Source organism: Sunxiuqinia elliptica (assembly GCF_900113005.1).
Lineage (GTDB): Bacteria > Bacteroidota > Bacteroidia > Bacteroidales > Prolixibacteraceae > Sunxiuqinia > Sunxiuqinia elliptica.
The window spans coordinates 205700-232324 of record NZ_FONW01000002.1; the positions used below are offsets into that span (position 1 = coordinate 205700).

Genomic DNA, 26625 nt, shown 5'->3' on the forward strand with positions numbered 1-26625 from the left:
AAAATTTAAAACGGAGGAATGTTGAATGATTATTTTTATTTTTGCAGTCGTTAAAAATTCATTCAAACTAAAATAGTTATACCGTGGGAAGAGCATTTGAATACCGCAGAGCAGCAAAGGAAAAGCGCTGGGGGCATATGTCCCGAATTTTTCCAAAGTTATCGCGTTCAATAACAATTGCAGCTAAGGAAGGTGGGCCTGACCCGGATATGAATGCCAAATTGCGTACTGCAATTCAGAATGCGAAGGCACAAAACATGCCTAAAGACAATATTGATGCGGCTATTAAACGGGCTGCAGGGAAAGATGCCAGCGAGTACACCGAGGTGAACTATGAAGGCAAAGGTCCTCATGGCGTACTGATTTTTGTTGAGTGTGCAACCGATAACAGCACACGTACAGTGGCCAATGTGAAATCGTATTTCAATAAATCCGGTGGTAGTTTAGTGCCAACGGGTTCACTGGAGTTTATGTTCGCGCGTAAAGCTGTTTTTCAGTTCGAAGCCTTTGAGGGAATGGACTTGGAAGAACTTGAGTTGGAATTGATTGATGCTGGGTTGGAAGAAATTGAGCAAAACGAAAATACGGTTTATGCTTACGCAGACTACACTAGCTTTGGTACCTTGTCAGCAGCTTTGGAGGAGTTGAAAATTGAGGTTACGAAATCAAACTTGCAACGAATTCCTACTTCACCGGTTGAATTCTCAGAAGAAGACTTGGAGGAAATTGAAAAATTATTGGATAAAATTGAAGAAGACGATGATGTCCAACAGGTATTTACCAATATTGCCTAATCAATATTTCTAAACACATAGTTGAACGGCTGCTACCTTTGGGTGGCAGCCTTTTTTGTTTCAAGCTTGATCGTAGAGGAGATGAAGAAATTCGAAAAGAGGACGATCGTATGTGGCTAAAATGTAAAAAGGATTATTTTTGCGTCATGAGAAAGATATATACAGTATTGGTTATGATTTTGGTTGTGTTAAGCTCCTGTCAACCAGAATTTACAAAAGAAGAGCAAGCCCAGTTGGAGCAGGCTTTAAGCAAAGCAGGAGGAAATAAAGTAGAGTTGGAAAAAGCTTTGGAGCAGGCACCTGAAGCTCATCGCAAGGCTGTATGGTTTTTGATTGCCAATATGCCGGAGCGGGACTTGACAAGTTTGACTGCCGATTTCATTTTAGAAAATACCAAAGTAGCCTACCAGGCGCGTGAGCAATTTGCTTGGTGTAAATCTTTGCCAGACTCTTTATTTTTCAATGATGTGCTTCCCTATGTTAGTTTGAATGAGCGTCGTGATAATTGGCGCCAGGACTTTCTGGATCGTTTCACTCCGCTGGTTGCCGATTGCGCCAATGGTTTTGATGTTGTAGATTCAGTTACTCAAAACATCAATGAAGTGGTGAAGGTGGAGTACAATACCAAGCGTCGCAAGGCGGATCAAAGCCCCTACGAATCGATGGAGCAAGGAATGGCTAGTTGCACCGGCTTGTCTGTCTTACTGACTGATGCACTTCGTGCTGTTGGTATTCCTGCTCGTATTGCCGGAACTCCACTTTGGACAAACATGCGCGGAAATCACAGTTGGGTTGAGGTGTATTTGGATGGAGAGTGGTATTTTACAGAGTACTATCCTGATGAACTGAATAAAAGCTGGTTTTTGGCTGATGCCGGAAAAGCTGATCCTGAAAATCCAATTCACGGAATTTATGCAACTTCGTTTAAAAAGACGGACTTGAGCTATCCATGTGTTTGGGACGAAAGCATTGAGTACATTCCTGCGGTTAATGTAACTGATCGCTACATTCGCCTTTACCAGGAGCAGGTGATGAATACTGCCTTGGAAGCTGATGAGTTGATGGTGGACTTTGTAGTATACAAGAATGAGGATACTGCCAAGGGAGATAACCGGGTGTCTGATCGTGTAGAGGTTTGGCAAGGCGATAAAAACATCGACTTTGGCTATTCTCCAAGTACCATCGATGATCTGAATAAATTTCTGAAATTTAAGCTGAAAAAGAACTCTGACTATACCGTTCGTTATGCCGATGGTAAAGGAGGTCAGCTGGAAGAAAAAATTAAAACAGGCGAAAAAGCGGAATTGGTAAAACTTTACCAAGAAAGCTTATAGTCAGCTCAAAAGAGCAGAGGACAATACGCCAGGAAATGATAAAGGCGATGGAAGCAGTTTGTAAGCTTGCTTCCATCGCCTTTTTTATGCAGTTACTCCGAGATGGACTATTAATTGTTATCCTTGATCACTACCGAATCGGGAGCTGATAATTCGGTTCTAACCGCATGATCCCAATCCATCTCTTTTCCAAAATGATTGTTGCTGATCAGAATGTTGTTTACTTTCTCAAAAAAGAAAGGATGCTTATTCCAGTGAAACGGCTCAAATTCGGTATTGTACTGAATGGTGTTATCCCGGAAGATCAGCCCATCCGTTGATTTGGCATATAAAATCGGTTGGTCAAACATATCGAAGGTGTTATTTTCGATCACAATCCCCGAGTGAAACAGCTTTTGTTGATCCTCCAGGTTTGGTATTTCCGGATAGATGGAGATGACCGCATTGGTAAACTGGTAGTTGGCAGTAAGTGCATTCACAAAGCGATTATTTCTGATCATTACATCTTTACAAGCCCCCGTTTCAAACCAACCATTGCAATCGCCACATAGCAGGATGGCGGTTCCATGCGTATGATCAAATAGGTTGTTTTCGCAAATCACCTTCTTGGGCGTGCTGAACAGGGAGCCTCGGGCGCGGTTGTTGCGGACAATATTATCAGAAAAAATGACTTCTGGTGTCCAGCTTAGGTTTTCGATTCCGTAATCTCCATTTTCTGTAACTTGCACAGGAAGTTCGTTGGCAAATACAATTTCAAATTCTTTAGCTCCAAAATCTGTTGGCTTATCAATGGCTTTAATTTGTTTAATTTCATTGATGTGAGTACCTACCAACTCCATTTTTTTCGACTCAACAAACTGGATTTTATCGCCGGGCTCACCCCATTTAAATCCCCACGATTGTGAATGCATGTAGCGACCTTGTAAGGTGTGGTCATCTACTCGCTTGGTGACTTTGAGATAAGTTCCGTGCACATTAATGGCGTCGTCCGCCATTCCTTCATATAACCCATTTTGAGACCGAATTATTCCTTTGCATCCAGAGAAATGGGTCGCATCAGCCTGGGTGGTGAAAAAGCGTTTGTCGTCATCGCCTCTTAAGCGAACGCTGAACCCATCCAGTGTAATGTTCTCGCTCATTTGCGCAATCAGTCCCATTCCTTCGGCATAATGCACATTTACATTTTTGAATTTGGTGTCGGTGCATTCACTAACAAAAATGCCGGGAGTCGGACGGTGATACGAACGTAACACAAAATGCTCTCCGGGCGAAGTGTGCTTTGTTTGTTCCCACCCTTTAATGCTTAGCGTATTGGGCGCTTTTTCGGTGATCTCAGTAGGGTTGAATCCGACATCAGCTCGATTGTAAGCTAGCCGTTTATCGGCTCGAAAAGGCATACAAACGTATGGGGTGAATTCATAACTCTCTCCTTCAACAACCAATTTGTTATTATCAATACGGTAATTTCCCGGGGGATAGATTTCAGCGATAACTTCGTCCGCTTCCTTGTTTACAGCAGTAATTTTTAGCTGGCGTAGTGCCGGAATTTCAAAATCAATATGCACATTTTTCAGCGTGACATTGGTGTTGTTCAAAAGGGCAAAGGGAATCATTCTTCCATGAAAAATAAAGTCAGATCCTTGCCCGTCCAGGACAATGTTTTTCAATCCTTCAAGAGCAAAGCCTACTTTTTTCGGATTGTCTTGGTCGTGATTGGAAATGTAATATTCCCGGGTAAATGCGCCATCCTCGTAAAAGTCGTATCGTCCCTTCGGAAAGGTAACGGTTAGTTTCGAATCGCTTTCCCGCGACTGTAAGTACTTAATTAATTTCACGGCGGCAACCGATGCATTTTCCTTTGAATTGGGGTGGACTCCGAACGTGTCAAAAGAGATTGTCTTGTGTGATTGAGAGCAACTGAAGCACAAAAAGAGTAAAGTTGTTAATAGTAGTGTAGTCGTTTGTTTCATAAGAATGAATAATAAAAATGAGGAATGAATTGAGTGTTGTAAAAATCTCTCGCTAAAGTAAAGAATCTATTCTAATCGATGAATAGTTGGGAATAATGAAAGATGTTTTAGGATTGCTGGTGTCGCTTTGTTTTAGTCGGTTAGTTGCTTTCAGAATATAGAGAGTGCTTAGTTTATGGGGTATTGGGAAGGTTAATTCGTTTGGATTAGTTGTTCAATAGCTTGTTTGATTTGATCAACGGTTTCCTCCAGTTCTTGCTCTTCCATGGAAGCAAAACCAAAGCGGAAAGCATTTTCAGTTTTATCGATACAGCCAATTTTTAACTTGTTTTTGGCCAATGTCTCAGCCAATTCCTGAATGTCAATTGTGCTATGGAATCGAATCCACATAGCCATACCTCCGGATGGAATTGAGAAAGATACATGGGAACCTAAGGCTTGCTGCAACAAGTGTGCGAGTCGGTCTCTTCGTTGGTGATATACTTTTTTTGCTTTTTTCAGATGACGGCTTATCTCACGTTCCTGAATCAATACCGCCAAAGCATCCTGCATATACATATCTCCACCAATGTCGATGAGTCTGCGCAGTTCTGTAGCTTGTGCTATAAAATTCGTTGGAGCAACCATAAAACCAATTCGAACAGCTGGATCCAGTACTTTGGAAAAAGAGCCTATGTAAATGATGTTACCATAATGCTGAGCACTGGCCAGCGGTAAGTATGGAGAAGAGCTGTAGTGATAGTCATAATCATAGTCGTCCTCAATAATCACAAAATTGTACCTTTTCGACAGCTCCAGCAGTTTTATTCTTCGTTCAACACTTAAAGTTACAGTTGTTGGATAATGATGATGGGGGATGACATAAACAACGCTTATTTTTGTTTTTTGACAAAGCCGCTCGATTCTATCAACATCCAATCCATCCGAATCCATCGCAACTTCAACGAGTGGTGCATTCAGTTGGTTAAAAACCTTGTTGGCCATGGGGTAATTGGGTTTTCCAACAATAACCGAAGTTTTTTGCGCAGCAAGTAAGCAGGCGCCCAAATAAATACTCATTTGCGCTCCATGGGTAATCAGCAAATTCTCTTCTGAGATGTTTATCCCTCGGGTCTCCGACAGGTAGTTGGCTAGCTCTATTCGTAAACGAATTGTCCCTTGGGTATTGTCCTGAGCAGTTTTTTTAGAAACTGATTTTCTGGCTGCAAGTAGCCGGTAAGTTTTTAGTAAGGACGAGATGGGGGATAATCGGATATCTGGTCGGCCATCATCAATAAACCAATGAAATGAATCGGTTGGTTGGGGTGTTGTGATCGGACCAACTTCTACAAAAGGAATATTCAATGAATTTTGATAGGGGGGAATTTGTTTTTCTTTCTCCCATTTTTGTGGATTAAGGAGAGGAATCTTCTCTGAGATATGAACTTGCTTGCGGGGGATGATCGTAATCCAGTCCTGAGCGTTTAGCTCATCATAAGCAGCAATGACTGTTTTACGGTGTACGTTTAGCAAACTGGCCATTTCTCGAGTACTTAATAGCGGAGTCCCTGGTTTTAAAACTCCGTTTCTAACAGCCTGAATAATATTTACTGCAATTTGTCTGTATACAGGTAATTTCAGATTTCTGTCGATGGTAATGATGGTTTCAAAAGGGAACATGCTGGACTATCTGTTAGTTTAAAACTGGATGATAAAGATAGTCCAAATGGGCTTTAATTTTGCAGTACAACATTAAAACTTAATTGCATGAAATTTACGATCAGAAAAGCAAATCCAGAGGATCTGGATGTAGTAGCATCTTTATTTGATGCCTACAGAGTGTTTTACCGGCAGGAATCAAATTATGAAAAAGGGAAAGCATTTTTGAAAGAACGATTCCTGAATAGTGAGTCGGATATATTTCTTGTTTTTGTGGATGACAAAGCGGTTGGATTTGTTCAACTCTACAAATTGTTTCATTATATCAAACTGGAGAAACAGTGGCTGCTGAGTGATTTATTTGTCCACCCAGACTATCGGGGCCATGGGCTTTCTGTTGCTTTAATTGACAGGAGTAAGCAGTGGTGCGAAGAAACCAGTGCTTGTGGACTGATGCTTGAAACCGAAAAAACAAATGACATTGGAAATCGTCTTTATCCACGTTGCGATTTTAAATACGACGGATTGCACAATTACTATCATTGGTGGAGATAACCATATTTTTGAAATGTTTCGCATGGAATAGACATGCTATTTGTTGTGTAAGACGAAATACACCAAAAGCCGAATGGGGAACACTTAGTGCTCCCCATTCTAATATCATTTTGTCGTGTTTTGTATCGATTTAGGACTGGCTGATTTCAAAACCAACTTGCTTGAGGTGGTCATAGTATTTTGGGTACGACTTGGTAACGACCATCGGATCATCAATTGCAATTGGGAAATTGAGTGCTGTAGGAGCAAAGGCCAAAGCCATCCGGTGATCGTGATAAGTGGCAATGCATGGAATAGCTTCTTTGGGAAGCGAGAAGTTGCCGTCCCATTTTAGTTCTCCATGCCGGGGTTCTGTAATTGCAGCTCCCAGTTTGGCCAACTCATTTTGTAGGGCAGCGATGCGATCAGTCTCTTTTATTTTTAAGGTTTCCAGCCCTGAAAAGTGAAATGGAACTTTTCGGAGTACACAAAGCACAGCCATCGTTTGAGCAACATCAGGGTTCTCAACAAGATTGAGTTGCAAATGCTTGGGTAACTTGGTTTCTGTTTTAGTTAAAATGACTCCATCAGGAGTGGCTTTGCTGTCAACGCCAAAATCTTTAAACCAAGCTGCAATTTGGCAATCGCCTTGCAAGCTCATTAAACGGAGGTTTTTGAGTTCAATGCTGGCTTCATCAGCCAAAGCAGCCAGCTGGTACCAATACGAAGCACCTGTCCAGTCGGCTTCAACGGTAAATTCGCGCGCTTGATAGGGCTGCTCACTTACCCTGATTTCATTGCCTTTCCAAACCGAACGAACGCCAAATTGTTTCATCAATTTCAGGGTTAACTCAATGTAAGGGCGCGAAGTAATTTTGTTTTTTAGTCTCAAAGTCAGGCCTCCTTCAATACAGGGGGCAATCATCAGCAAGGCCGAAATGTATTGGCTGCTGACACTTCCATCCAGCTCTAGAATCCCTCCTTTAAGGTGCGAACCCCAGATTTTTAGAGGTGGATAACCTTCGTTTTCCAGGTATTCGATTTTGGCTCCCAGTTGCCCCAGCGCATCTACCAGAATGTGAATGGGGCGTTGTTTCATCCGATCCGACCCGGTAATGGTCCATTCACCAACAATTTGCGATAGGAAAGCCGTTAGAAAACGCATGGCGGTTCCGGCATGTCCCACGTCGAACTGGTTGGTGTTTGAGTTAAGCACTTGTTGCATCACCTCCACATCGTCACTTCCTGATAGGTTTTGCAGTGTATAGGGGCTGTAGCTCAGTGCCTGGATAATCAAGGCACGGTTGGCAATGCTTTTTGATGAAGGAAGATCAATACTTCCATTGATCTTTTTATTGGGTTTTGAAAGTTGAAATTGCATGGTTGTTTTCTGTATGTTTATAATTCACGATAAAAATCAAGAGCTTCAAAGATGAGTTCTTTAGAGCAGTCCTGGTTGATGGCTACTTGTCCAATCTCTGAAATCAGGGTGAAATTAATCCGGCCTCCTTCATTCTTTTTATCGTGGGTCATCAGTTCGTACAGAGAATCGTAGTCACTTGGTGTAATGTCGAATTTACCATAGACTTTTAGCATCCACTGGCTGATTGTTTGCAGTTGATTTTGATCAAAACCACATACTTTAGCTGATAGGTAAAGCTCGACCAGCATGCCATAAACGACAGCATAGCCATGTAAAATTGGACGTCCGCTATGTAATGCGTAACTCTCGAAAGCGTGCCCAGCCGTATGCCCAAAATTCAGGGCTTTACGAATGTTTTTTTCGGTCAGGTCGTTTTGCACGTGCCAATCTTTTACGACAACAGAGTGGGCTATGATTTCCTGAAGTGCATCATAATCGATGTTTTCCAGCGAATAACTCATCAACTCATCCCAATGCGCGGGATTCTTGATGAGCCCATGTTTCAGCATTTCTGCATAGCCCGAAAGGAAATTTTGATCATCAATTGTTTTCAAAAAGCCGGTATTGATGATGACGGCATCGGGTTCATTAAAAACACCAATTTCATTTTTCAACCCGTTGAAATTGATGCCTGTTTTTCCGCCTAGTGAAGCGTCAACTTGAGCCAAAAGGGTTGTTGGCAGGTTAACGAAAGCCATTCCCCGTTTAAAGGTCGATGCCACAAAGCCGCCAAGGTCAGTGAGCATGCCACCTCCAATGTTGATGAGCAGCGATTTCCGATCGGCTCCGTTTTTTGACAGGAATTCCCATACTTTTTCAACAGAGCGAATTGACTTGTTGGTTTCCCCTCCGGCAATTGAAGTTACCTGGATGCCATAATCTTCAATGAGTTTCTCCAACTGCGGTAAGCACAATTGGCGAGGAGTTTCTTCCGTGAGTAGAAAACGTTTTCCCACAGGATACTGCTTGACAATTTTCTCGAGTTCATCGGCCACCTTTTGGGAAAAGATAATATTTGAATGTATTTTTGATGTAGTCATTCTGTGTGTGTTTAGCAGCAAGCAAAGTTAAAACATTTTTACCAGCACTATAAAATCAATATCTAAAACGCTGGATTATTTACGATTCATTAAAAAGCTATGGAAGTTTCAAACCAAAAACGTTCACGAAGTATAAAACGGACCTTTAACTTGGGAGTCGTATTAATGTTATTTCCTCTGGTTTATTTTATTTGGCAGGAAATGGACTTGGCTGCGTTGATCAATGGAGGAGTTGTCGTCCTTTTTGTTATCGGTTTTCAGATTGTTGGGCTCAACTACGTACATTACCAATCGACCGATGATTTATTGGAAGTTCGTTACTATCCGATCATTACTTTCTTTGGTAAGGATTACAATACCATCAGGTTTAAAAAGAGATTGCTTTATCGAGGAGAAGTGAAAAAGACCTTCTTATTTCATGACTTGCATCTGGAAATCAAAACGAAACAAGGGGTTGCAGAGTATCCTGCATTGAGTTTGGCAGCGATGAGTCGTAATGATATTCGGGCCATTCAACTCGATTTGGCGACCATTCAAAAAACAAAATAACACTTGCAAAAGCTGGGATGATTGTATAAATTTATCATAAATCCCAGAAATGAACCACATTGATCAGTTAAAGTACCAAATTGCCTTATCGTTAATTCCGGGTGTTGGCCCTTCTTTAGCAAGGCAACTCCTTACTGTGTTCGGAAGCATTGAGCCTATTTTTACCTCAAGAAAACAGGCCTTAATGAAAGTTCCGGGAATTGGCGAGATTACTGCCCAAAAGATTGTGGAAAGCGATGTGTTGGAGCGAGCTGCCGAAGAAGTTGAATTTATTCAAGAGAACAGAATCCAATATGCTTCAATTTGGGATGAACATTATCCTGCCCGGTTAAAACGATGTGTCGATGCGCCATTGCTCCTGTTTTGGAAAGGGAATATCTCATTTAATGCGAGCAAGGTGGTGGCCATTGTTGGAACACGCAATGCAACAAACTACGGGAGAGATTTTTGTGATTCCTTGGTGTTGGAGATGGCTCAACGAGGTGGCTATACCGTTATCAGCGGTCTGGCTTATGGGATTGATATTGCTGCACACAAAGCATCGTTAAAGCACGGTGTTCCAACAATTGGAGTGTTGGGGCATGGCTTGGATCAGGTGTATCCCCGGCTGCACAAATCGGTGGCCGATAAAATGTTGGAGTATGGTGGTTTGGTTTCTGATTTTATTTCTGAAACGAAGATTGACCGGCAAAATTTTCTACAGCGCAATCGGATTATCGCGGGATTGGCTGATGCGACAATTATTGTGGAATCAGCAGAAAAAGGAGGCGCATTGGTTACGGCTGACATTGCTGATTCCTATAACCGGGATGTGTTTGCAGTTCCCGGGCGTCATGCTGATTTGTTTTCCAGAGGATGTAACTTGCTGATCAAATCCAACAAGGCATCGATGATTGAAACGCTGGATGATCTGGAATACGCGATGGCTTGGCAACAAGAGGTTGACAAACCCACCCGAATTCAAAAACAGTTGTTTGTAGAGTTAACCGATCAGGAGCAACAAGTAGTTGACGCAATGGAACGTCAGCCACTGTACATCGATCAATTGTGCCAGCGATTGGGAATGCCGGTAGGCAAAGTGTCCTCTGTTTTGCTGGCTCTGGAGTTTAAAGGAATTGTAAGTAGCTTGCCCGGGAAGATGTATAAATTAACTTAAGCAAAGGAAGCAAGAGGTGTTTTGTCTGCAGCTTTGTTTCTGCCCTTTCTACTTGACCTTTGTCAAATTACAGGTCCCGCATGAATAATAAATCAAAAGAATGTATCTTTGCGGCCTATGACAAGTTTCAGCGAATTAAAAGTAAACAAATCGATTTTAAAAGTATTGGATGAGCTTGGCTTCGAGCAGCCAACACCAATCCAGGAAAAAGCTATTCCGGTCATTCGGTCGGGAGCCGATGTGGTTGGGGTTGCCCAGACAGGCACAGGAAAGACTGCAGCTTATTTATTGCCAATTTTTATGAAGTTGGTAAAAGCAGAAGGAGATGATCCTCGAGTTTTAATTTTGGTACCAACGCGGGAACTTGCCATTCAGGTAGGAGAAGACATTGAAGAGCTGACTCGTTATAGCAATATTCGCCACGCTGCTGTTTATGGTGGTGTTGGTTGGACCAAGCATGCAGCTTTGATTGAGCCAGGAATTGACATTTTAGTCGCAACTCCTGGTCGTTTGCGCGACTTGTACCAAGCGGGAGCAGTGTCGATGAAAAAAATTAAGACGTTGGTAATTGACGAGGCTGATCGTATGCTCGATATGGGATTTATGCCACAAATTCGGCAGTTGCTGGAGATTATCCCTGTCAAACGACAGAACCTACTTTTCTCGGCTACTTTTAACGAAAAAGTGGAGACGATGACGGAAGAGTTTCTGGACTTCCCGGAACGTGTGGAGGTTGCTCCTTCAGCAACTCCTGCTCAACTCGTAAAGCAGTCCTATTATCAAGTTCCGAACTTTAAAACCAAGCTAAATTTGATTCGGTCTTGGTTGGAAGATGAAGAAGCCTTTAGCCGGGTTTTGATTTTCGTTCGAACGAAAGAGCATGCCGAAAATGTGTTTAAGGTTATCCGAAGGAAGACCGAAGGAGAAAAGCGAATTTTACACTCCAATAAAGGACAGAGTGCTCGGATTAATGCAATTCAGGCGTTTAAGGATGGCGATGTTCGTATTTTGATTTCGACAGATGTTTCAGCGCGAGGGTTAGATGTGAGTTTGATTACTCATGTTATCAATTTTGATTTACCACAACGCTATGAGGATTATGTACATCGGATTGGACGTACCGCCCGGGCGAATAATCATGGAGAAGCCATTTCATTAATTGATCCAGCTGAAGAGTATCACCTGAGAAAGATTGAGGAAGTCATCCGGATGAAGATCGAGAAGAAAGAGTTACCGGAGGAGCTGGTGGTTGAGTCAACCGGAAAAGCGGAGCACCAGCTTCAAATGCGCGAAATTGATCGCCAGAAGAAAATGGAAGATCCAGATTATCAAGGAGCCTTTCACGAGAAAAAGAAACGACCAACCAAAAATATTAAGCCAGCGGAGCGTGCCAGAATAAAACGCAAGAATAAAGGAAAACGTCGTCGATAGCCGATCCTCGTTCTAATTTTATTTTTGATTGCGGAAATTAATGGGGCCTTATTTTTTTGATGGATCTTCCTGTGGAAGGGTGAAGTAAAAAATACAGCCTTCCCCGGGAATGGCATTGCTTAATACGCCGACATCGCCTCCCAGCTTTTCTATAATCCGTTTCACAATTGATAAGCCAAGTCCGGTACCTTCAATGTGCGTTTGATTAAATCGTTCGTATTTCTGAAAGAGCTTTTGTTGTTTGTCCTTGGTCAGTCCGTTACCATTGTCTTTGATCCAATAGCGGATTTTTTTTTCAGAATAGAACAGCGTTGAGCCCAACTCAATAACCGGTGGTTTTCCTCCATACTTAACGGCATTGCTTAAAAAATTCACCCAGACTTCTTCAATCCAAGGGCCATAGCCGTATGCGGATGGCCAGTCATCTGGTTTTATGATTGTTGCCTTGGAGGTTTTGATCATATCTTCGATACGCTTTTCACTCTCTTCAAAGATTTTTTGCATATCTATTCGTTCCATTCTTACATCTTGCTGGCGAACGCTAGCCAGAGTGAGTAGCTCTTTGATGACGTGAAAAGATTTATTGGCTGATAGCTTTATCAGACTGATAATCTCTTCCAGATTTTCGTGGTTTTTACTGTCAATTTCGTACTGAAGTAAATCTGTTGAAGTGACAATTGCTCCAATAACATTGTTGAGGTCGTGGGCTACCGTATGATCAAAAGCATCCAGATCAGAAATAAGTTTTTCTTTCTCTCTAATTTCTTGCTTGAGTTGCTTATTGGCTTTGCTGATGGTTTGTTCGTAAATCGTTTTCTCGGTGATATCCCGAAAAATGACAAGTCGCCCAGAGAGATTATTTTGATGGTCATAAAGTGACGAAATACGCATATCCATGAAATGATTTTGCCCATCAATAACGGTTTCTAGCTCCATGGGGGGGATCTCTTTCATTTGGCTCAATTGCTCAATCAGTGAGGTCCGTTTAGGAAAAACATCAATCAAGGGACGTCCAATGATTTCCTCTTTGGGTTCTCTTATTAGTCTTAGAAAAGCCGGATTAACATCAGCCACGCGTAAGAATTTATCGATGACTAGAATGCCATCAGGAATGGTATCCAGCAGTTTGTTTCGGGCGAATGGAATGAGGTCAAACGTTCCGTAACGAATATTGATATAGGAAAGCATGATTCCTGAAAAAACAAAAAAGATAGGCGTCCAGTCAAAGCCTGGGATGGGGCTTGTATCAAACACATACATCATATTTCCAATCACAGGAAATATACAGGCTGTAATTATTAAAGCAATTTGTACCTGGAAGTTCTCTGGAAATTTAAATACTAAGGGGACAATGTTGGCAATGCTCAATATTAAAAGGAAGTAGTTAAATGCAAACACCATCCAAAATAAGATACCATATTGATAAATGGTCGTATTGTAATCTGTTGATATTGAATAGGACTGCCAGTGAAGATGATGATAGTCGTTGGTTGCCACTCCAACCATAAATAGAATGGCAATTGCTGGCAGGCTGTATCGAATGAACCGTTTTAGCTTATGTTGTTTGTTGGCAAAATGTAAGCTGAAAAAATAGAAAAAGACGGGGGCAAAGACAATTCCAATGTAAGAGAATTTCGACCAAAATATTTTTAAGTCAATCTCGGTGGCGGCATATTCAAGGCCATAAAAGAAAGCCCATAAAGCAGTTGAAAACTGCATTAATGACAAGAAAAGTGTACCCGGATTTTTTCGGTATTTCAGCAAGTAGAAGCTTATCAGCAAACCCGCAAGCCCTGAAAATAGGAGAACGAGCAATAATGGCGAAATAAGGTATGTACCAATCTCGTGCTTCATTGGTTGTAATTAGCAATTGTGAAGATACAAAACTTTAGAGGATAAACTCAAAAGAAGGGGAGATGTTCAACCAAAATTTTTGTTCCGATTGATACGAGAATGGCGCCCCCTGCAAGTTCTGCATAGCGACTGATATGAGGGCCAGTCTTTTTGCCAATAAGAATTCCAGTCATGGAAGCAAAGTAGGTGGTTGATCCGATGATCAAAATGGCAATTAAAATTTTTGATAGAAGGTTGGCAACACTGAAGCCAACCGCAAAAGCATCGACACTTGTTGCTAGCCCCAGAAAAAATGCTACACGAAAGTGGAGGGGATTTGAGATGCTCTCTGTCTCTGTTTTGTTGAGGCTGTCATAAATCATTTTGCCTCCAATTCCTGCTAGCAAGACAAACGAAATCCAGTGGTCGATAGGAGCAATGAAATTTCTAACGTTACTTTCAAGAATCCAGCCCAGCAGCGGCATTACTGCTTGAAATATGGCTAAGATAATGGCCAATTTGGAAGCTTGTAAAAAATCTATTCTGGGCACGCTTAGTCCACTGATTAGTGAAACTGCAAATGAATCAAAAGATAAGCCAATGGCAAGTATTGTGAGCGTTATATAATCCATTTTTTCAAAATTCGCTGCAAAGCTATAAAAAAATCAGAAGTTAACTATTTTGATCATTTGTTCTTTTAGTATTTCTTTTTTGTGCTTTAAATCATTTAGTTCTTGCGGATGTTTCTTCGAGAAAATGAACCATTGGATTCGAGCCATTAGTATTTTACCCCAGGCGAAGGAGAGGAAAGAAAGCTTGCCTCCCAGTAAAAAGCTTATAAGGATAAGTAAAGCAATTGGTAAGCTATTAAATAAGTAGAGGGATAGGACTGTAATAATTAACGAGCTGATGGAATAGAGGATCAACCCCGAAACAAAATGAAATGTGCTGTAAAAAGCTGGATCTTTTATGTTTTTTTGAATGAAGTGTCGGGGAATGCTGAAAGGGATGATGTGAAAAATTAATCCGACAAAGATTAGAGGCGTTAGGATAATGCCTAGCAGGCTTTGAAGGATGGTGTTTATTCCCTTGGTTTGTTTTTCAAGTAAATCGACTGGAAAAGATTTTGAGTCCAGCGTAGCACGGATCTCATCAATTTGTCGGTGAATATCCATCCACATTTCCGGATGTTCTGCTTCGTGAGTCTCTAGCAAGCCAATAAGTTGCTGGTCACTCATAAAGCGTTCTTTAGCCGTTGGCTCTTTGCTCAGTTGCTTTTGGGCATACTCTCTCCCAAGTAATTCTCGCAACCATTCATAGTTTTCGTAATGTGTCTTGCTTTTGATGTTGATGGTTAACTGTTCTACACGTTTACTTAGTTCTTCCCGGAGCTGTTTGGTTGCTAAAAGAGGATTGGTTTCATACTGTTTCTTGTAATCTTTCAGATTGATTGGAGAGCCGTAGTTTACAAGAAGTTCACGGTTGAAATGCCAGTAATGACTGTAATAAATACCCACAGGAATAATTTGAAGCTGTAGCTTGAAATTATTTTTTGATTCAGCCAGGAAAGCAATTCGAGGGACAGCTTTCTTGTGCGGAAGCATTTGTCTTTTGCCGGAGTGAGCTGCTTCGGGAAATAAACCCAATTGTTTTTTATGTTCCAACACATCGATAGCTTGACTGAAAATTTTCTCGTTTTCGCCAAGGTTTTCTTTGCCATCGCGAATGCGGTATACGGGCATTATTTTAAGAAAGTGAAGAATTGGACGAACGAGTTTCATTTTAAAGATATCGGCACGGGCCAGCCATACAGGTTGCATGGGCGTGGTACATAAAACGGCTAAGGGATCCATTAGTGCATTCTGGTGGTTGGGCGCAAATATCAGTGGGTGGCTTTTGCTTAGGTGTTGTTTCCCAATAATGGTAATTCGTTTATGGCTAATCCAAAACGCAAAACGAACCACTTGTTTGAGTATCGCATATCCCAGAGACCATTTTTTCATTGTACAAGCTATTTGTTTTTGGTTGGCGGCTAACTTAGCTAATTTGTTCCAATTCTGCAGAGGGTGGTAATCAGGCAAACAGCGGTTTCCTGGACCATAAACTGGCCATGGTTAACCCACTTAGGATATGCCAAATTCCCCACCACGCAGCAATAACAGCCATCCCTCCAAGTTCGAGTTCAGGGGGAAAGATTTTGGGATTGAACATCAACGCTAAAGCAAGGCCCGAATTTTGAATTCCTGTTTCAATCGTAATTGTTCGGCGGTCAACTCTTGGGCGTTTCATCAGGGTGCTGAAAAGAAAGCCGGTTGCCAGCGCCAGTGCATTGTGCATCAGAACAATAAAGAAGACTAAGTGCACAAAACGTTTAAAATGATCGAAATTGGCTGATAGCATGGCTATTACCATGATAATGAAGAACAGCAGTGATGCCGTTTTTAACGGCTTGATGATTTTTGCTGTTGTTTTGGGATAGCGCGACGCAAAAAGGATACCGGCAATAACAGGAAGCCCAAGCAAAATAAAGACCGTTTGAAACATCTGTAGCTGATCAATTTCGAGCGGCCGCATGAGTGATTCAGCAACCCTATTATTGTGAAATTTTACATATAGGTTGCCCCATATGGAGAAATTTAAGGGAGTCATGAAAATTGCGCTTAACGTTGCAAAAGCCGTTAAACTAACCGATAAAGCAGCATTGGCTTTAGCCATTGAACTTATGAAATTGGAGATGTTTCCCCCTGGGCAGGAGGCCACTAAAATCATCCCTAATGCAATGGTTGGCGATGGTTTTACCAATAGTACCAGTAAAAAGGTTAGTAAAGGAAGTAGGATGAACTGAGCGATGATTCCGGTAATCGCTGACTTTGGTTTTTGAATGATGTCCTTAAAATCATCAATCTTAATTCCCAGAGCAACACCAAACATGATGAAGGCTAAGGCAATGTTTAGAAAAAGTAAGCCGGATGGAGAGAAATTCAACCGCACATGATCCAGCACTTCCATGGAGGAGTTCATAAGCTTCACTTTAAATCAACGAAGCCCTAAAAGTAAAAAACTATTGAAAGAACCTGCTTTCTTTCAATAGTTTTTTTAAAAGTTGAGTATCCGAGTATGCTCGGTCTTATAGTTCTAACAATTCACTAATTCTTTTTGGAATGTCGGTGTTTTCCATGATGCCAGTGAAATTTTCAGCACCGGGGCCAAAAGCAAAGACAGGTACCATTACAGCGGTGTGGCTTCCAGTGGTGTATCCACCTTTTACGTTTTGTTTATTGATATTGCCTTTGTTGATTCCTAAACCTCCAGTTTCATGGTCGGCGGTAACAATAATCAACGTCTCTTTGTCTTTTGCAGCAAATTCAAGGGCTTTGCCAATACTTTGATCAAAGTCTAATACCTCTTCAACAATATAGATGGTGTTGTTTTGGTGCCCACCCCAGTCAATTTGAGACCCTTCAACCATCAAAAAGAATCCATCTTTATTGTTTTTCAATAAGCTGATCGCTTTGTCAGTTGCCTTTGGTAACATGCCGTCACGCTCAGGTGCACGTCCATTATGCTCATAAGCAGTAAGTCCTGCCAATTTGCCTTTTTTAACTTTTTCAATCTTGTTCATGTCCTGAAGCACGGTGTAACCTTTGCTTTCCAATTCGTTAATCAAGTTACGACCGTCTTTACGCTCGGTGAAGTGTTTGTAGCCGCCACCAATGAAAACGTCAATGTCCGTATTCATAAAATCGGCGGCAATTTCTTCATACATGCTACGTGAAGGCTGGTGGGCAATAAAGGACGCTGGAGTTGCATGAGTAATGGCTGAGGTTGAAACCAAACCAGTTGCCAAACCTTTTTCTTCAGCTTTTTCCAGCACACTCGGGTGAGCAATGGTATCTTTGTCAACACCAATCGCACCATTGTATGTTTTGTATCCTGCAGCTAAAGCTGTTCCGCCTGCAGCCGAGTCGGTTACGTAATCACTGGCTGATTGGGTTTTTGAGAACCCGACATGTTTGAAGTTATCCAGAAAAAGATGTCCTCCATTCGCGGTAATCCCTGCGAAAACCTGGGCAGTACCCATCCCGTCACCAATCATCAAAATGATGTTTTTGGGTTTTTGCTTCTTGAAGGTAGCTGAGTACGATTTTACATCGTAAGTGCTTGCCCCGTTGTAAATCTTAAGGGAGTCTTCCTTGGATAAGGTTTTGTAGTTTTCCTGAGCCAATAAGGGGGCTGCCATTAGGAAAACAAGCAGAACTGATAATATTCTCTTCATTTTAGTAGTTATTTTAGGACGATAAAACTAGTCATAAAAATAATAACTGACATTTTCGTCTGTATTAAACTTTGGTTAATGATTGGTTTCACTTTCCTCCGTTGTTTTTTAAGTCTTGCAAACACTGGTCCTTTAAGGAAGGTGGGGTGTTCCAGAGGAAATGACCTAAAAATTGACTAGTTTCGGCAGCATAGTACATCAGGCAGTCTTGGTTACTGCAATGATGACCATGGGTTGCATCTTGGTGGTTGGTGATCATAGGTGTGCCGTTATTGACCAGTCCTAGCAGGTGGCAAAATTCATGCATTAATACCGTACTTTCAAGGACCGCTGTTGTTGGTTGATTAAGCCCTCCACTATAGTCTTTAATAGTTTTTCCAAACAAGGCAATGGACGTTGGTCCATAGGCGAGCCCCAGGATTTTGTTGTCGTCTTTATTACCTGAATAATGGCCATCAGCAACAAAAATCCACACCACAAGTGTCTGTTCCGAGGTTTCGTTGGTTCGATAGGCTTCTTCCATTATTTTCAAGGTTTCCAGCGAAAAGTCATCTTCCCCGGGAGATAAAATGGATTTAGCGAAGATTTGTACCCCTTTTTTATGTAATCGTGAATCGATCAATGAAAGGAGATGGTATTTGGAAGTATTGGTTGGCTCATAACCTTCAATATAAACGATTTCAACAATCAGCTGGGTATATTTTTCCTCGCTTAAAAAGTCAGCGGGCTGAATCGAGTTCTCGATTGGTTCTTCTGGCTCTTCTGGTTCCTCGGGTTGAGGATCAGGTTGCGTATGCTCTGTACATCCCACGAATGCACCAACGAGCAAAGCCAGTCTCAAAAAGGTCCGAATCCGGGTTATCATTTTAGTTGCCTTTAGGTAATGTTTGCATTTAGATAAACTCAGTTTTTGCACAAAAAGTTTCTGAAAGACGAAATAATCTTTCTTTTTTATAGCTATTTTGGGAATGACTTGGAAATGAGATCTATTTATTGCTTAGTGCCACTGATCGGCTTCCCATTCCTGGCGGTCAAAATCTTCTGCGATGGTGTACTGGATATTTTTTTCGTCGGCTTGGATCTCTAAAATTCCAAGGGTGATAAAATCTGAGAGAACTCGTTCCGCTTCCCGGTAAGTAATTTGTGCTTTTCGACTAAATGCTGATTGAGAGATCGAACCGTTTTTTTCGAGGTAGTCCAGTAAGAAACGTTCTGTTTCAGAATAGCTTAAGAAGATGCCCTGACTTCTTTTTTGCTTTTTCCAAACTTCAATCATGACTTTGTTAGCTAGCTTGTTTTCGTCATCTTTTCTGAAGTAGGCCAGCCACTTCCCTTGGTCATTCTTGGCAAAATGAGGTTTGTTGGAGCTTGACTCAATGATGACCTCAAGCACTGTTTTGTTTTCAATAAAATGCTGCCTGGTATCAAAATCAATGGGTGGCTTGCTGAATATTTTTGCCGCTGATTCGACCATGTAATATTCTTCTTCCGATCGCACGCCGGCAATGTTGCCATTGTCTTTAACTCCAATGAGCAATCGACCTCCATCGGTGTTGGCAAAGGCGACCAGTGATTTTGCGATTTTTTTTGAATCGCTGATGCAGTATTTAAAATCCTGTTGTTGGTGTTCACCTTCCAGAATTAACTTTTGCAGGTATTGACTCATGCCCTTTCTCCGTTTTTCAAATCAACAAGCTGTATGGTGGAATGTTTTAGACTTCGATGCCAAATGCAACACGCACTAAATAGCCCAGTCCGAATGAAATTAGCCCGACAACGGTACTGAGAACCACCATCTCCAGGAAACGCTTTCGGAATGGTTGATCGTTGGCAATGGATATGTAATAGCTATAAACAAAAACCACAAAAACAGAATCGAGCACAGCAACGAGCAAGGCTGTAAATGGCGATGCAAACAGGAGGTAGGGGGCTACCAGAAAAACAACAGCAACGATATAGGCCAGCCCGGTAAACAGAGCCGATTTTACGGCACCTGCGTCGTTCCCTTCCGATTTATTTGAAAGATATTCGGACGAAGACATTGAAAGTGCACCTGCAATCCCCGCAATAATTCCGGCTAAAGCAACAAGTTTGGTATTTTGCAGCGCAAACGTAAGTCCGGCCAGTGTTCCCAAAATCTCAACTAAAGCATCATTTAAGCCTAACACTATCGAACCGATGTATTCTAATTTGTCTTCCTTTAAAATATTGATCAGCTCTTCTTCGTGGTCGTTCTCCTCCTTGCTGATGGTTGCTGCTTCCGGAATTTCGTGAGCAATCTCGGCATAATTGATTCGGGCGCTTTCTTCCCCTTTTTCCATCAATTTGATGCCAAAGGTGATGCCGAACAAACGAGAAATCCAGTAAAACTTAAACATATCCCATCGGCTCGGGCTCACTTCACGTCCGGTATATTTTTTCCAGATGTTGTAATGTTTCAGTTCGTCTTGGGCAATGGCATTCAACACTTGGCTGTTGTGCTTGTCCTTGAGCTTTTTAGCCAGACGCTGATAAATATGGTATTCTGTAATCTCATTGCGCTGAGCAATAATTAACTGCTGGCGCACTTCCGGAGAAATTGGTTTACGTTCCATGGGTTATTCTTTAAGCCATTCAAAAAGCTGATAATGCTCGGCAGTCATGCCGAGTTTCTGATAAACTTGTTGCGCCCGAGTATTGGTTTGGTCAACATAGAGTCGGATGCCCTTCAGTTGGTCATTCTGTTCAACGAGCTGTTGAATGTGCTGGTACATTTTTTTATAAACACCGTTTCCGCGTTCTTCTGGAACAACATAAACAGATTGAATCCAAAGAACGGTACCGTTGCGCCAATCGCTCCATTCAAAGGTGGTTAACAGCGAGGCAATCACTTGTCCCTTTTTCTCGGCAAGGTAATAGGTGCCTTTGCTTGGATCGTCGAAAACCTTGGCTACCCCTAAATCAACAGTTGGTTTGTCTAGTTGAAGGTCTTCAGTTTCCAAAGCCATAGCCAACTGAAACGTTGCAATGCTTGGAGCATCCTCTTTTTTTGCTTCGCGGATAATCATTTTAGGATGGAAAATTTGATGGTTATAAATTGTAAAAGTAGCTTTATTGCCTATTTTAGTTATTGTATCGTTCATCGATTTCTTATCGTTGTCTGATGTTTAGTAGCTCTCAATCCAGATAAACGGCTCGAGATTAAAATGCTACCAATGTTTGACAGTCTGAGATTTGAAAATCTAACGATCTGTTATCTTAAAGATTTTGTTTTATGAAGGTTTTAGTTGCTTCACAAAATCCGGTCAAAGTTAATGCCGTTAAAGAAGCTTTCAAAATTTGTTTTTCAACGCCTGCTGATGTTTTGGGAGTTGCTTCCGAGTCAGGAGTTGCAGATCAGCCAGCTACGAGTGATGAGACTAAACGCGGAGCACAGAACCGAGTTGATTACTTATTGAATCGCGTAGGAGATGCTGACTTTTTTGTTGGTATTGAAGGAGGACTTGAAACGATTGATAACCGCTTGCAAGCTTTTGCGTGGATTGTAGTTTCGGATGGTGAAAAACAAGCACTTGGGCGCACCGGAAGTTTTGAGTTGCCGCCGGAAATTGCTCGCCTAATTGCTTCAGGCTTGGAATTGGGTGATGCGAATGACCAGGTTTTCAAGAAAGAGAACTCGAAACAAAAAAATGGGGCTGTTGGCTTATTGACCAATGATTTACTAACTCGCCAACAGCTATACCAACACGGACTTGTGTTGGCATTAATTCCATTTTTGAATAAAAAATTGTATCCCTAAAAGTTGATTTTTTTCAAAACCTGGTTGATCTTGATGCGTTCTTCATCAAGCATGATGATCTGGATATTTTGTTTGAGCAATCCGTCATGTGCTTTAGGACCAACTTCTCCGGTTATAATTTTCGATACGTTCTCGTTGGCGAGTAGTTGTACCACGCGAGGAGCAACGTCATTTTCTTCCTGGCAATAGGGGTTTACAATAAAACGAGATTCTTTTCCGTCAGAAAGATAGAAATAGGGCGCGCGTCCGAATCGAAGATCCATCGGGGCTGTTACTTTTTTGTCAGTAGCACTGATTGCAATCATACACATTAATTTATAAAGTTCACATTTTGAGTTTGTTTTACTTCTCAAGAAGAGCTTCCCAATATTCAACAGCTCGCCTGGTATGAGGAATAACAATTGTACCTCCTACAAGGTTTGCAATGCTTAAAACTTCGAAGAGCTCTTCGGTTGTTGTCCCTTGCTCAAAACATTTTTCCAAATGGTATTTCACACAGTCATCGCAACGCAAAACTAATGACGATACCAAGCCCAGCATCTCTTTGGTTTTTATGCTTAGAGCACCTTCCTGGTAGGCCAAGGTGTCAATGCTGTAAATACGCTTCATAACCTTATTGTTTGAAGCAAGGATTTTTTCATTCATCGCTGTGCGATAAGCTTGGAAATCTTCAATTAGTTTGCTCATAGAATTCGAATTTGCCTTTTATAACGGGGTTTTTGCTGAATAAGTATGCAGCAATATAAGTCCTTTTCTTTTGTTCGGGTAATTTGTCGATTACACCTATTTAATCAACTAGTTCCGCAATTAAAGTTGTTTGTGTGCATTGCGTCACCCTGACTTGTACTGTTTCTCCTTTGTGGAAGTTACGGTCAGGGAAAACAACTACCTTATTGGTCGAAGTCCGTCCAACTAATTCTTGATCACTCTTTTTAGAGGTTCCTTCCACTAAAACATCGACTATTTTGCCAATATCGTTCTGGTTACTTTGCAACGAGAGCCGATTCTGAAGGGCAATGATTTCGTTTAGTCGACGTGTTTTAACTTCCTCCGGTACATCATCCTCCAAGTGTTTGTGGGCATAAGTCCCAGGACGCTCCGAGTATTTGAACATGAAAGCCATATCGAAGCCTGCCCATTCCATCAGTGACAGGGTTTCCTGATGATCTTCTTCTGTTTCAGTGCAAAATCCGGAGAAAACATCGGTTGATATCCCACAGTCTGGAATAATGTTGCGTATAGCTTCAATACGCTTCATGTACCATTCCCGATCGTATTTCCGGTTCATCAGGTTGAGTATTTTGGAACTTCCCGATTGCAGGGGCAGATGAATATGACGACAAATGTTGGGGTGTGCTGCAATCTGGGTTAAAACTTTGTCCGACATGTCTTTGGGGTGCGAGGTTGTGAAGCGAACTCTCAGCGAAGGAACGGCTTCGGCAACCATACCTAGCAAATCCCAGAAACGAACCGGTTTGCGTTCTCCTTCAGGTAACCATTTGTAAGAGTTAACATTTTGTCCAAGCAAGGTAATTTCTTTATAGCCTTTACTTTCCAGGTCACGCACTTCGTTTAAAATATCCTGTGGCGAACGGCTGCGCTCGCGTCCTCGGGTGTAGGGTACAATACAGTAGGTGCAGAAGTTGTTACACCCACGGGTGATGCTGACAAATCCGCTAATGGTTTTGTCGCCAATACGTACCGGCGTGATTTTATCGTAAGTTTCGTTTGTTGATAACTCAACATTGATGGCTGGTTCATGATCCATTGCCTTGTCCATCAAGTAGGGTAAATCACGGTAAGCATCAGGCCCGGCAACTAAGTCCACAGCTTCATGTTCCAAAAATCGGTCACCAACTCGTTCTGCCATACATCCTAAGATGCCAACAACCAGTTGCTTATTTTTCTTTTTGAAACCTTTTAGGTGATTTAGCCTTCCCCAAATTCGCTGCTCGGCATTGTCTCGGATTGAGCAGGTATTAATGAAGATGGCGTCGGCTTCTTCTGCGGTGTCACAAAGTTGATACTTGCGGTCCTGTAAAATGGCGGCTACCACTTCACTGTCGGCTACATTCATCTGGCAGCCATAGGTTTCGATAAATAGTTTTTTCTCTCTCATCATATTCAAATCAGCCTGCAAATTTATTGATTTTAAGCGGAACCGGAAATGTAAAATTTTTAGGTGTTTTATTCGTTCTTATTTGGAGAGAAAAGGAAATGGGAATGACTCAAGCCAATGTAAAGTTTTTGGATTTTTTTAGGTGATAAAAAAGATGAATTCTTGTATTCCATCAATTAAGTATATATTTGCACTTTCAAAGGACACCTGTTAAGAAACGGACACAAAAATAATTTTTAGTGCTAGTACTGAGTTAGTTATATTTTGTGTGAATTCCCCGTTAAAGCGGGGCGGGCATCTGTTGGAAATGACACTAAATGATTAGGCAGATGAAGTTTGTATTTATTCAGATTGTATTTATCCTTTTTAGCTTGAGCCTTCGTGCTCAGGAGTTCGTTTACAACCCTACCCAAAATGTTCCAGATGTAACGTCAGAGACGATCGCAGACCGGCTTTCAGTAAGTCAGGATGCTCGAATTGACACCTTGTTGAAAAGACATGTTGCCATGAATAAGCGCGTGAATGGAACAGAAGGTTACCGATTGGAAATTTTCTTTAGCTCGAGCCTAAGAGCAAGAGAGGAAGCATTGGAAGTTAAAACTGATTTTCTGAGAAAGTATCCGGATGAGCAGGCGTATATGATTTTTCAAAGTCCCGATTTCAAAGTTCGGGTTGGAGATTTCAGAACAAAAAGTGAAGCATTAGTTCTTCGGAACCGTATCAAAAAAACGTATCCGAATGCTTTTATCGTGAAAGATATTATTCAGTTTCCAAAACTATTTATTACCGACAGACAGAGCAATGAGTGAATCGATTAAACATGAGTGTGGAATTGCGCTAATCCGACTGAAAAAACCTTTAAGTTATTATCAGGAAAAGTATGGCACTTGGCGATATGGAATCAACAAGCTATACCTTCTAATGGAAAAACAACACAACCGCGGGCAAGATGGTGCAGGTGTGGTTAGTGTGAAAATGAATCTGAAACCAGGCCAGGAGTATATTAGCCGTTACCGCTCAATCGAACAAAATCCAATTAAAGATGTGTTCGATAAAATTTCGAAGAGTGTTACTAAGGCGGTTAAATCCGGGAAAGATATAAACGATACAGAATGGGTGTACAAAAACTTGCCTTACTCAGGTGAGTTGTATTTAGGGCACCTGAGGTATGGTACTTTTGGTCGAAACAGTATTCACTTTGTGCATCCGGTGATGCGCCAGAATAACTGGAAGTCGCGCACATTGGTATTGGCCGGGAACTTTAACCTGACAAATACCGACGAGTTGTTTCAGAAATTGATTGACTTGGGACAACATCCAAAGAATTATACCGATACCGTGACCGTGCTTGAGAAAGTGGGGCACTTTTTAGATGAGGAAAACCAATTCCGATTCCGTCAATATAAGAATGAAGGCTACTCAAACCGCGAAATTTCTCCTTTAATTGAGGAAAATCTGGATGTGCAAAGTATTCTTGAGAATGCGAGCAGAGATTGGGATGGTGGTTATGCAATGGCTGGTTTGGTTGGTCATGGCGATGCTTTTGTTACGCGCGACCCATGGGGAATCCGTCCGGCTCACTACTATGAAGATGATGAGATTGTCGTGGTCGCTTCTGAGCGTCCGGTGATTCAAACCGTGATGGATGTGAATGCAAATCAGGTGAAGGAAATCAAGCCGGGTGAAGCCATGATCATTAAGCGGAATGGAGAAGTTTCGCATCAAATGGTTCGGGTGCCTCATAAGAAGGTTTCTTGTTCGTTTGAGCGAATTTATTTCTCACGAGGAAGTGACAAGGATATTTATCAAGAGCGTAAGCAACTTGGACGCTTGTTAGCTCCAGCCATTTTGAAGAGCATTGATTTTGATATTGAAAATACGGTTTTCTCATACATTCCGAATACTTCGGAGACGGCCTTCTATGGAATGATGCAAGGTGTAAACCAACACTTGCTTGAGCGGAAGAAGAAGTTGATTCGCCAAGGGAATGGAACAATGACAGAGGAAGAATTGGAAGACATTATTTCGATGGAGCCTCGTGTTGAGAAAATTGCCATTAAAGATGTTAAGCTGCGTACCTTTATTGCAGATGATGCAAGTCGTGATGATCTGGTTGCGCACGTATATGATGTTACCTATGGTGTGATTCAGGAAGATAAGGATACTTTGGTGATTATCGATGACTCGATTGTTCGGGGAACCACCCTGAAGAATAGTATTCTGAAGATTTTGGATCGCTTGAATCCCAAGAAAATTATAGTTGTTTCCTCTGCTCCCCAAATTCGTTATCCTGACTGTTATGGAATTGACATGGCAGTTCTTGATAAGTTTATTGCCTTTACTGCAGCCGTTGAGTTGTTGAAAGATAAAGGCTTGGAGAATATTATTGAGGATGTTTACAAAAAGTGTAAAGCGCAGGAGAATCTTCCGAAGGAAGAAATTGTAAACTACGTGAAGGATATTTATCGGCAATCAACAGCTGAGGAAATTTCTGGTAAAATTGCTGAGTTGCTTAAGCCAGAGGGCTGCAAAGCTGAGGTTGAAATTGTTTATCAGAGCATTGAGAGTCTTCACGAGGCTTGTCCAAATGATTTGGGGGACTGGTACTTTACCGGAAACTATCCAACACCAGGAGGAAATAAAGTAGTGAATACCTCTTTCATTAATTTTGTTGAAGGGGTACAGGGAAGAGCTTATTAGTAAGAATTAACTAGATATGAAAAAAGCAGGCTGAAAGGCCTGCTTTTTTT

The 26625-nt window shown here is 41.6% G+C and carries 25 protein-coding genes; 9 read left to right on the forward strand and 16 right to left on the reverse strand.

The genetic code is table 11. The features are described 5' to 3' along the window. The first annotated feature begins 83 nt into the window (after positions 1 to 83). Entirely contained in the window at positions 84 to 794 is a 711-nt protein-coding gene (locus tag BM156_RS05545; RefSeq protein ID WP_093918852.1) for a YebC/PmpR family DNA-binding transcriptional regulator, read from the forward strand. A gap of 146 nt (positions 795 to 940) precedes the next feature. Next, positions 941 to 2128, forward strand: a complete 1188-nt coding sequence (locus BM156_RS05550; protein WP_093919408.1) for a transglutaminase-like domain-containing protein — start codon at positions 941 to 943, stop codon at positions 2126 to 2128. Positions 2129 to 2238: 110 nt separating this feature from the next. Here the strand turns inward: BM156_RS05550 and BM156_RS05555 are convergent, their stop codons facing one another. After that, the gene (locus tag BM156_RS05555) at positions 2239 to 4098 is read right to left on the reverse strand and encodes an alpha-1,3-galactosidase-related protein (RefSeq protein WP_244525713.1); all 1860 of its coding nucleotides are present in this window, start codon (positions 4096 to 4098) and stop codon (positions 2239 to 2241) included. A 192-nt stretch (positions 4099 to 4290) separates the two neighbouring features. Continuing rightward, positions 4291 to 5757 (reverse strand): MocR-like pyridoxine biosynthesis transcription factor PdxR, encoded by a 1467-nt coding sequence (gene pdxR / locus BM156_RS05560; protein WP_093918853.1) that lies wholly within the window; start codon positions 5755 to 5757, stop codon positions 4291 to 4293. Between the two features lie 87 nt (positions 5758 to 5844). Between pdxR and BM156_RS05565 the strand changes: the two genes are divergently transcribed. Next, positions 5845 to 6291: a GNAT family N-acetyltransferase gene (locus BM156_RS05565; protein ID WP_093918854.1), complete on the forward strand. Its 447-nt coding sequence runs from the start codon at positions 5845 to 5847 to the stop codon at positions 6289 to 6291. Positions 6292 to 6421: 130 nt separating this feature from the next. Here the strand turns inward: BM156_RS05565 and BM156_RS05570 are convergent, their stop codons facing one another. Together BM156_RS05570 and aroB are read right to left on the reverse strand one after the other, a co-directional pair. Next, positions 6422 to 7651, reverse strand: a complete 1230-nt coding sequence (locus BM156_RS05570) for a 3-phosphoshikimate 1-carboxyvinyltransferase (protein WP_093918855.1) — start codon at positions 7649 to 7651, stop codon at positions 6422 to 6424. A 17-nt stretch (positions 7652 to 7668) separates the two neighbouring features. After that, complete coding sequence (gene aroB, locus BM156_RS05575; protein ID WP_093918856.1) at positions 7669 to 8733, reverse strand: 3-dehydroquinate synthase; 1065 nt, start codon at positions 8731 to 8733, stop codon at positions 7669 to 7671. Between the two features lie 99 nt (positions 8734 to 8832). Between aroB and BM156_RS05580 the strand changes: the two genes are divergently transcribed. The 3 genes from BM156_RS05580 to BM156_RS05590 all read left to right on the forward strand — a co-directional run bounded on the left by BM156_RS05580 (position 8833) and on the right by BM156_RS05590 (position 11869). Next, entirely contained in the window at positions 8833 to 9282 is a 450-nt protein-coding gene (locus tag BM156_RS05580; RefSeq protein WP_093918857.1) for a hypothetical protein, read from the forward strand. 49 nt (positions 9283 to 9331) lie between these two features. Then, positions 9332 to 10438 (forward strand): DNA-processing protein DprA, encoded by a 1107-nt coding sequence (dprA, locus tag BM156_RS05585; protein ID WP_093918858.1) that lies wholly within the window; start codon positions 9332 to 9334, stop codon positions 10436 to 10438. A 117-nt stretch (positions 10439 to 10555) separates the two neighbouring features. Beyond that, complete coding sequence (locus BM156_RS05590) at positions 10556 to 11869, forward strand: DEAD/DEAH box helicase (RefSeq protein WP_093918859.1); 1314 nt, start codon at positions 10556 to 10558, stop codon at positions 11867 to 11869. Between the two features lie 48 nt (positions 11870 to 11917). On the opposite strand, the gene BM156_RS05595 is transcribed toward BM156_RS05590, so the two are convergent. The 9 genes from BM156_RS05595 to BM156_RS05635 all read right to left on the reverse strand — a co-directional run bounded on the left by BM156_RS05595 (position 11918) and on the right by BM156_RS05635 (position 21100). Continuing rightward, the gene (locus BM156_RS05595) at positions 11918 to 13723 is read right to left on the reverse strand and encodes a histidine kinase N-terminal 7TM domain-containing protein (protein WP_093918860.1); all 1806 of its coding nucleotides are present in this window, start codon (positions 13721 to 13723) and stop codon (positions 11918 to 11920) included. Between the two features lie 47 nt (positions 13724 to 13770). Continuing rightward, positions 13771 to 14334 (reverse strand): manganese efflux pump MntP, encoded by a 564-nt coding sequence (locus BM156_RS05600; protein WP_093918861.1) that lies wholly within the window; start codon positions 14332 to 14334, stop codon positions 13771 to 13773. Positions 14335 to 14367: 33 nt separating this feature from the next. Next, the gene (locus BM156_RS05605) at positions 14368 to 15705 is read right to left on the reverse strand and encodes a 1-acyl-sn-glycerol-3-phosphate acyltransferase (RefSeq protein ID WP_093918862.1); all 1338 of its coding nucleotides are present in this window, start codon (positions 15703 to 15705) and stop codon (positions 14368 to 14370) included. Between the two features lie 70 nt (positions 15706 to 15775). After that, positions 15776 to 16723, reverse strand: coding sequence for a bile acid:sodium symporter family protein (locus BM156_RS05610; RefSeq protein ID WP_093918863.1), 948 nt, complete (start codon positions 16721 to 16723; stop codon positions 15776 to 15778). A gap of 106 nt (positions 16724 to 16829) precedes the next feature. Further along, positions 16830 to 17978 carry an alkaline phosphatase gene (locus BM156_RS05615; RefSeq protein WP_093918864.1) on the reverse strand — a complete coding sequence of 383 codons (1149 nt, stop codon included), beginning with the start codon at positions 17976 to 17978 and terminating at the stop codon, positions 16830 to 16832. Positions 17979 to 18066: 88 nt separating this feature from the next. Next, a complete protein-coding gene (locus BM156_RS05620; protein WP_093918865.1) occupies positions 18067 to 18843 on the reverse strand; it encodes a zinc metalloprotease in 777 nt (258 codons plus the stop codon). A gap of 132 nt (positions 18844 to 18975) precedes the next feature. Further along, positions 18976 to 19644 carry an AlbA family DNA-binding domain-containing protein gene (locus tag BM156_RS05625; protein WP_093918866.1) on the reverse strand — a complete coding sequence of 223 codons (669 nt, stop codon included), beginning with the start codon at positions 19642 to 19644 and terminating at the stop codon, positions 18976 to 18978. A gap of 46 nt (positions 19645 to 19690) precedes the next feature. Further along, positions 19691 to 20572 (reverse strand): VIT1/CCC1 transporter family protein, encoded by an 882-nt coding sequence (locus BM156_RS05630; RefSeq protein WP_093918867.1) that lies wholly within the window; start codon positions 20570 to 20572, stop codon positions 19691 to 19693. Positions 20573 to 20575: 3 nt separating this feature from the next. Beyond that, a complete protein-coding gene (locus BM156_RS05635) occupies positions 20576 to 21100 on the reverse strand; it encodes a GNAT family N-acetyltransferase (RefSeq protein WP_212733429.1) in 525 nt (174 codons plus the stop codon). 131 nt (positions 21101 to 21231) lie between these two features. Between BM156_RS05635 and yjjX the strand changes: the two genes are divergently transcribed. Next, a complete protein-coding gene (gene yjjX / locus BM156_RS05640) occupies positions 21232 to 21756 on the forward strand; it encodes an inosine/xanthosine triphosphatase (protein ID WP_093918868.1) in 525 nt (174 codons plus the stop codon). On the opposite strand, the gene BM156_RS05645 is transcribed toward yjjX, so the two are convergent. The 3 genes from BM156_RS05645 to miaB all read right to left on the reverse strand — a co-directional run bounded on the left by BM156_RS05645 (position 21753) and on the right by miaB (position 23878). Next, entirely contained in the window at positions 21753 to 22061 is a 309-nt protein-coding gene (locus BM156_RS05645; protein ID WP_166642784.1) for a NifB/NifX family molybdenum-iron cluster-binding protein, read from the reverse strand. The two genes, yjjX and BM156_RS05645, sit on opposite strands and share 4 nt — an antisense overlap. Before the next feature lie 37 nt (positions 22062 to 22098). Further along, positions 22099 to 22443 carry a carboxymuconolactone decarboxylase family protein gene (locus BM156_RS05650; protein ID WP_093918870.1) on the reverse strand — a complete coding sequence of 115 codons (345 nt, stop codon included), beginning with the start codon at positions 22441 to 22443 and terminating at the stop codon, positions 22099 to 22101. A 100-nt stretch (positions 22444 to 22543) separates the two neighbouring features. Then, complete coding sequence (gene miaB / locus BM156_RS05655; protein ID WP_093919410.1) at positions 22544 to 23878, reverse strand: tRNA (N6-isopentenyl adenosine(37)-C2)-methylthiotransferase MiaB; 1335 nt, start codon at positions 23876 to 23878, stop codon at positions 22544 to 22546. Positions 23879 to 24204: 326 nt separating this feature from the next. On the opposite strand from miaB, the gene BM156_RS05660 reads away from it, so the two are divergent. Both BM156_RS05660 and BM156_RS05665 read left to right on the forward strand, forming a co-directional pair. Next, complete coding sequence (locus BM156_RS05660) at positions 24205 to 24684, forward strand: SPOR domain-containing protein (protein WP_170846873.1); 480 nt, start codon at positions 24205 to 24207, stop codon at positions 24682 to 24684. Next, entirely contained in the window at positions 24677 to 26575 is a 1899-nt protein-coding gene (locus BM156_RS05665) for an amidophosphoribosyltransferase (RefSeq protein ID WP_093918872.1), read from the forward strand. The genes BM156_RS05660 and BM156_RS05665 overlap by 8 nt, the downstream gene beginning before the upstream one ends. Positions 26576 to 26625: the final 50 nt, after the last annotated feature.

Excerpts from the sequence above, each read along its gene's own strand:
- BM156_RS05550 (WP_093919408.1), top strand. The coding sequence starts at position 941 with ATGAGAAAGATATATACAGTATTGGTTATGATTTTGGTTGTGTTAAGC.
- BM156_RS05645 (WP_166642784.1), bottom strand. The coding sequence starts at position 22,061 with ATGATTGCAATCAGTGCTACTGACAAAAAAGTAACAGCCCCGATGGAT.
- yjjX (WP_093918868.1), top strand. The coding sequence starts at position 21,232 with ATGAAGGTTTTAGTTGCTTCACAAAATCCGGTCAAAGTTAATGCCGTT.
- miaB (WP_093919410.1), bottom strand. The coding sequence starts at position 23,878 with ATGATGAGAGAGAAAAAACTATTTATCGAAACCTATGGCTGCCAGATG.
- BM156_RS05580 (WP_093918857.1), top strand. The coding sequence starts at position 8,833 with ATGGAAGTTTCAAACCAAAAACGTTCACGAAGTATAAAACGGACCTTT.
- BM156_RS05595 (WP_093918860.1), bottom strand. The coding sequence starts at position 13,723 with ATGAAGCACGAGATTGGTACATACCTTATTTCGCCATTATTGCTCGTT.
- BM156_RS05635 (WP_212733429.1), bottom strand. The coding sequence starts at position 21,100 with ATGAACGATACAATAACTAAAATAGGCAATAAAGCTACTTTTACAATT.
- dprA (WP_093918858.1), top strand. The coding sequence starts at position 9,332 with ATGAACCACATTGATCAGTTAAAGTACCAAATTGCCTTATCGTTAATT.
- BM156_RS05660 (WP_170846873.1), top strand. The coding sequence starts at position 24,205 with ATGAAGTTTGTATTTATTCAGATTGTATTTATCCTTTTTAGCTTGAGC.
- BM156_RS05620 (WP_093918865.1), bottom strand. The coding sequence starts at position 18,843 with ATGATAACCCGGATTCGGACCTTTTTGAGACTGGCTTTGCTCGTTGGT.
- BM156_RS05565 (WP_093918854.1), top strand. The coding sequence starts at position 5,845 with ATGAAATTTACGATCAGAAAAGCAAATCCAGAGGATCTGGATGTAGTA.
- BM156_RS05615 (WP_093918864.1), bottom strand. The coding sequence starts at position 17,978 with ATGAAGAGAATATTATCAGTTCTGCTTGTTTTCCTAATGGCAGCCCCC.
- BM156_RS05630 (WP_093918867.1), bottom strand. The coding sequence starts at position 20,572 with ATGGAACGTAAACCAATTTCTCCGGAAGTGCGCCAGCAGTTAATTATT.
- BM156_RS05590 (WP_093918859.1), top strand. The coding sequence starts at position 10,556 with ATGACAAGTTTCAGCGAATTAAAAGTAAACAAATCGATTTTAAAAGTA.
- BM156_RS05625 (WP_093918866.1), bottom strand. The coding sequence starts at position 19,644 with ATGAGTCAATACCTGCAAAAGTTAATTCTGGAAGGTGAACACCAACAA.
- BM156_RS05555 (WP_244525713.1), bottom strand. The coding sequence starts at position 4,098 with ATGAAACAAACGACTACACTACTATTAACAACTTTACTCTTTTTGTGC.
- aroB (WP_093918856.1), bottom strand. The coding sequence starts at position 8,733 with ATGACTACATCAAAAATACATTCAAATATTATCTTTTCCCAAAAGGTG.
- BM156_RS05600 (WP_093918861.1), bottom strand. The coding sequence starts at position 14,334 with ATGGATTATATAACGCTCACAATACTTGCCATTGGCTTATCTTTTGAT.
- BM156_RS05610 (WP_093918863.1), bottom strand. The coding sequence starts at position 16,723 with ATGAACTCCTCCATGGAAGTGCTGGATCATGTGCGGTTGAATTTCTCT.
- BM156_RS05665 (WP_093918872.1), top strand. The coding sequence starts at position 24,677 with ATGAGTGAATCGATTAAACATGAGTGTGGAATTGCGCTAATCCGACTG.
- pdxR (WP_093918853.1), bottom strand. The coding sequence starts at position 5,757 with ATGTTCCCTTTTGAAACCATCATTACCATCGACAGAAATCTGAAATTA.
- BM156_RS05650 (WP_093918870.1), bottom strand. The coding sequence starts at position 22,443 with ATGAGCAAACTAATTGAAGATTTCCAAGCTTATCGCACAGCGATGAAT.
- BM156_RS05605 (WP_093918862.1), bottom strand. The coding sequence starts at position 15,705 with ATGAAAAAATGGTCTCTGGGATATGCGATACTCAAACAAGTGGTTCGT.
- BM156_RS05570 (WP_093918855.1), bottom strand. The coding sequence starts at position 7,651 with ATGCAATTTCAACTTTCAAAACCCAATAAAAAGATCAATGGAAGTATT.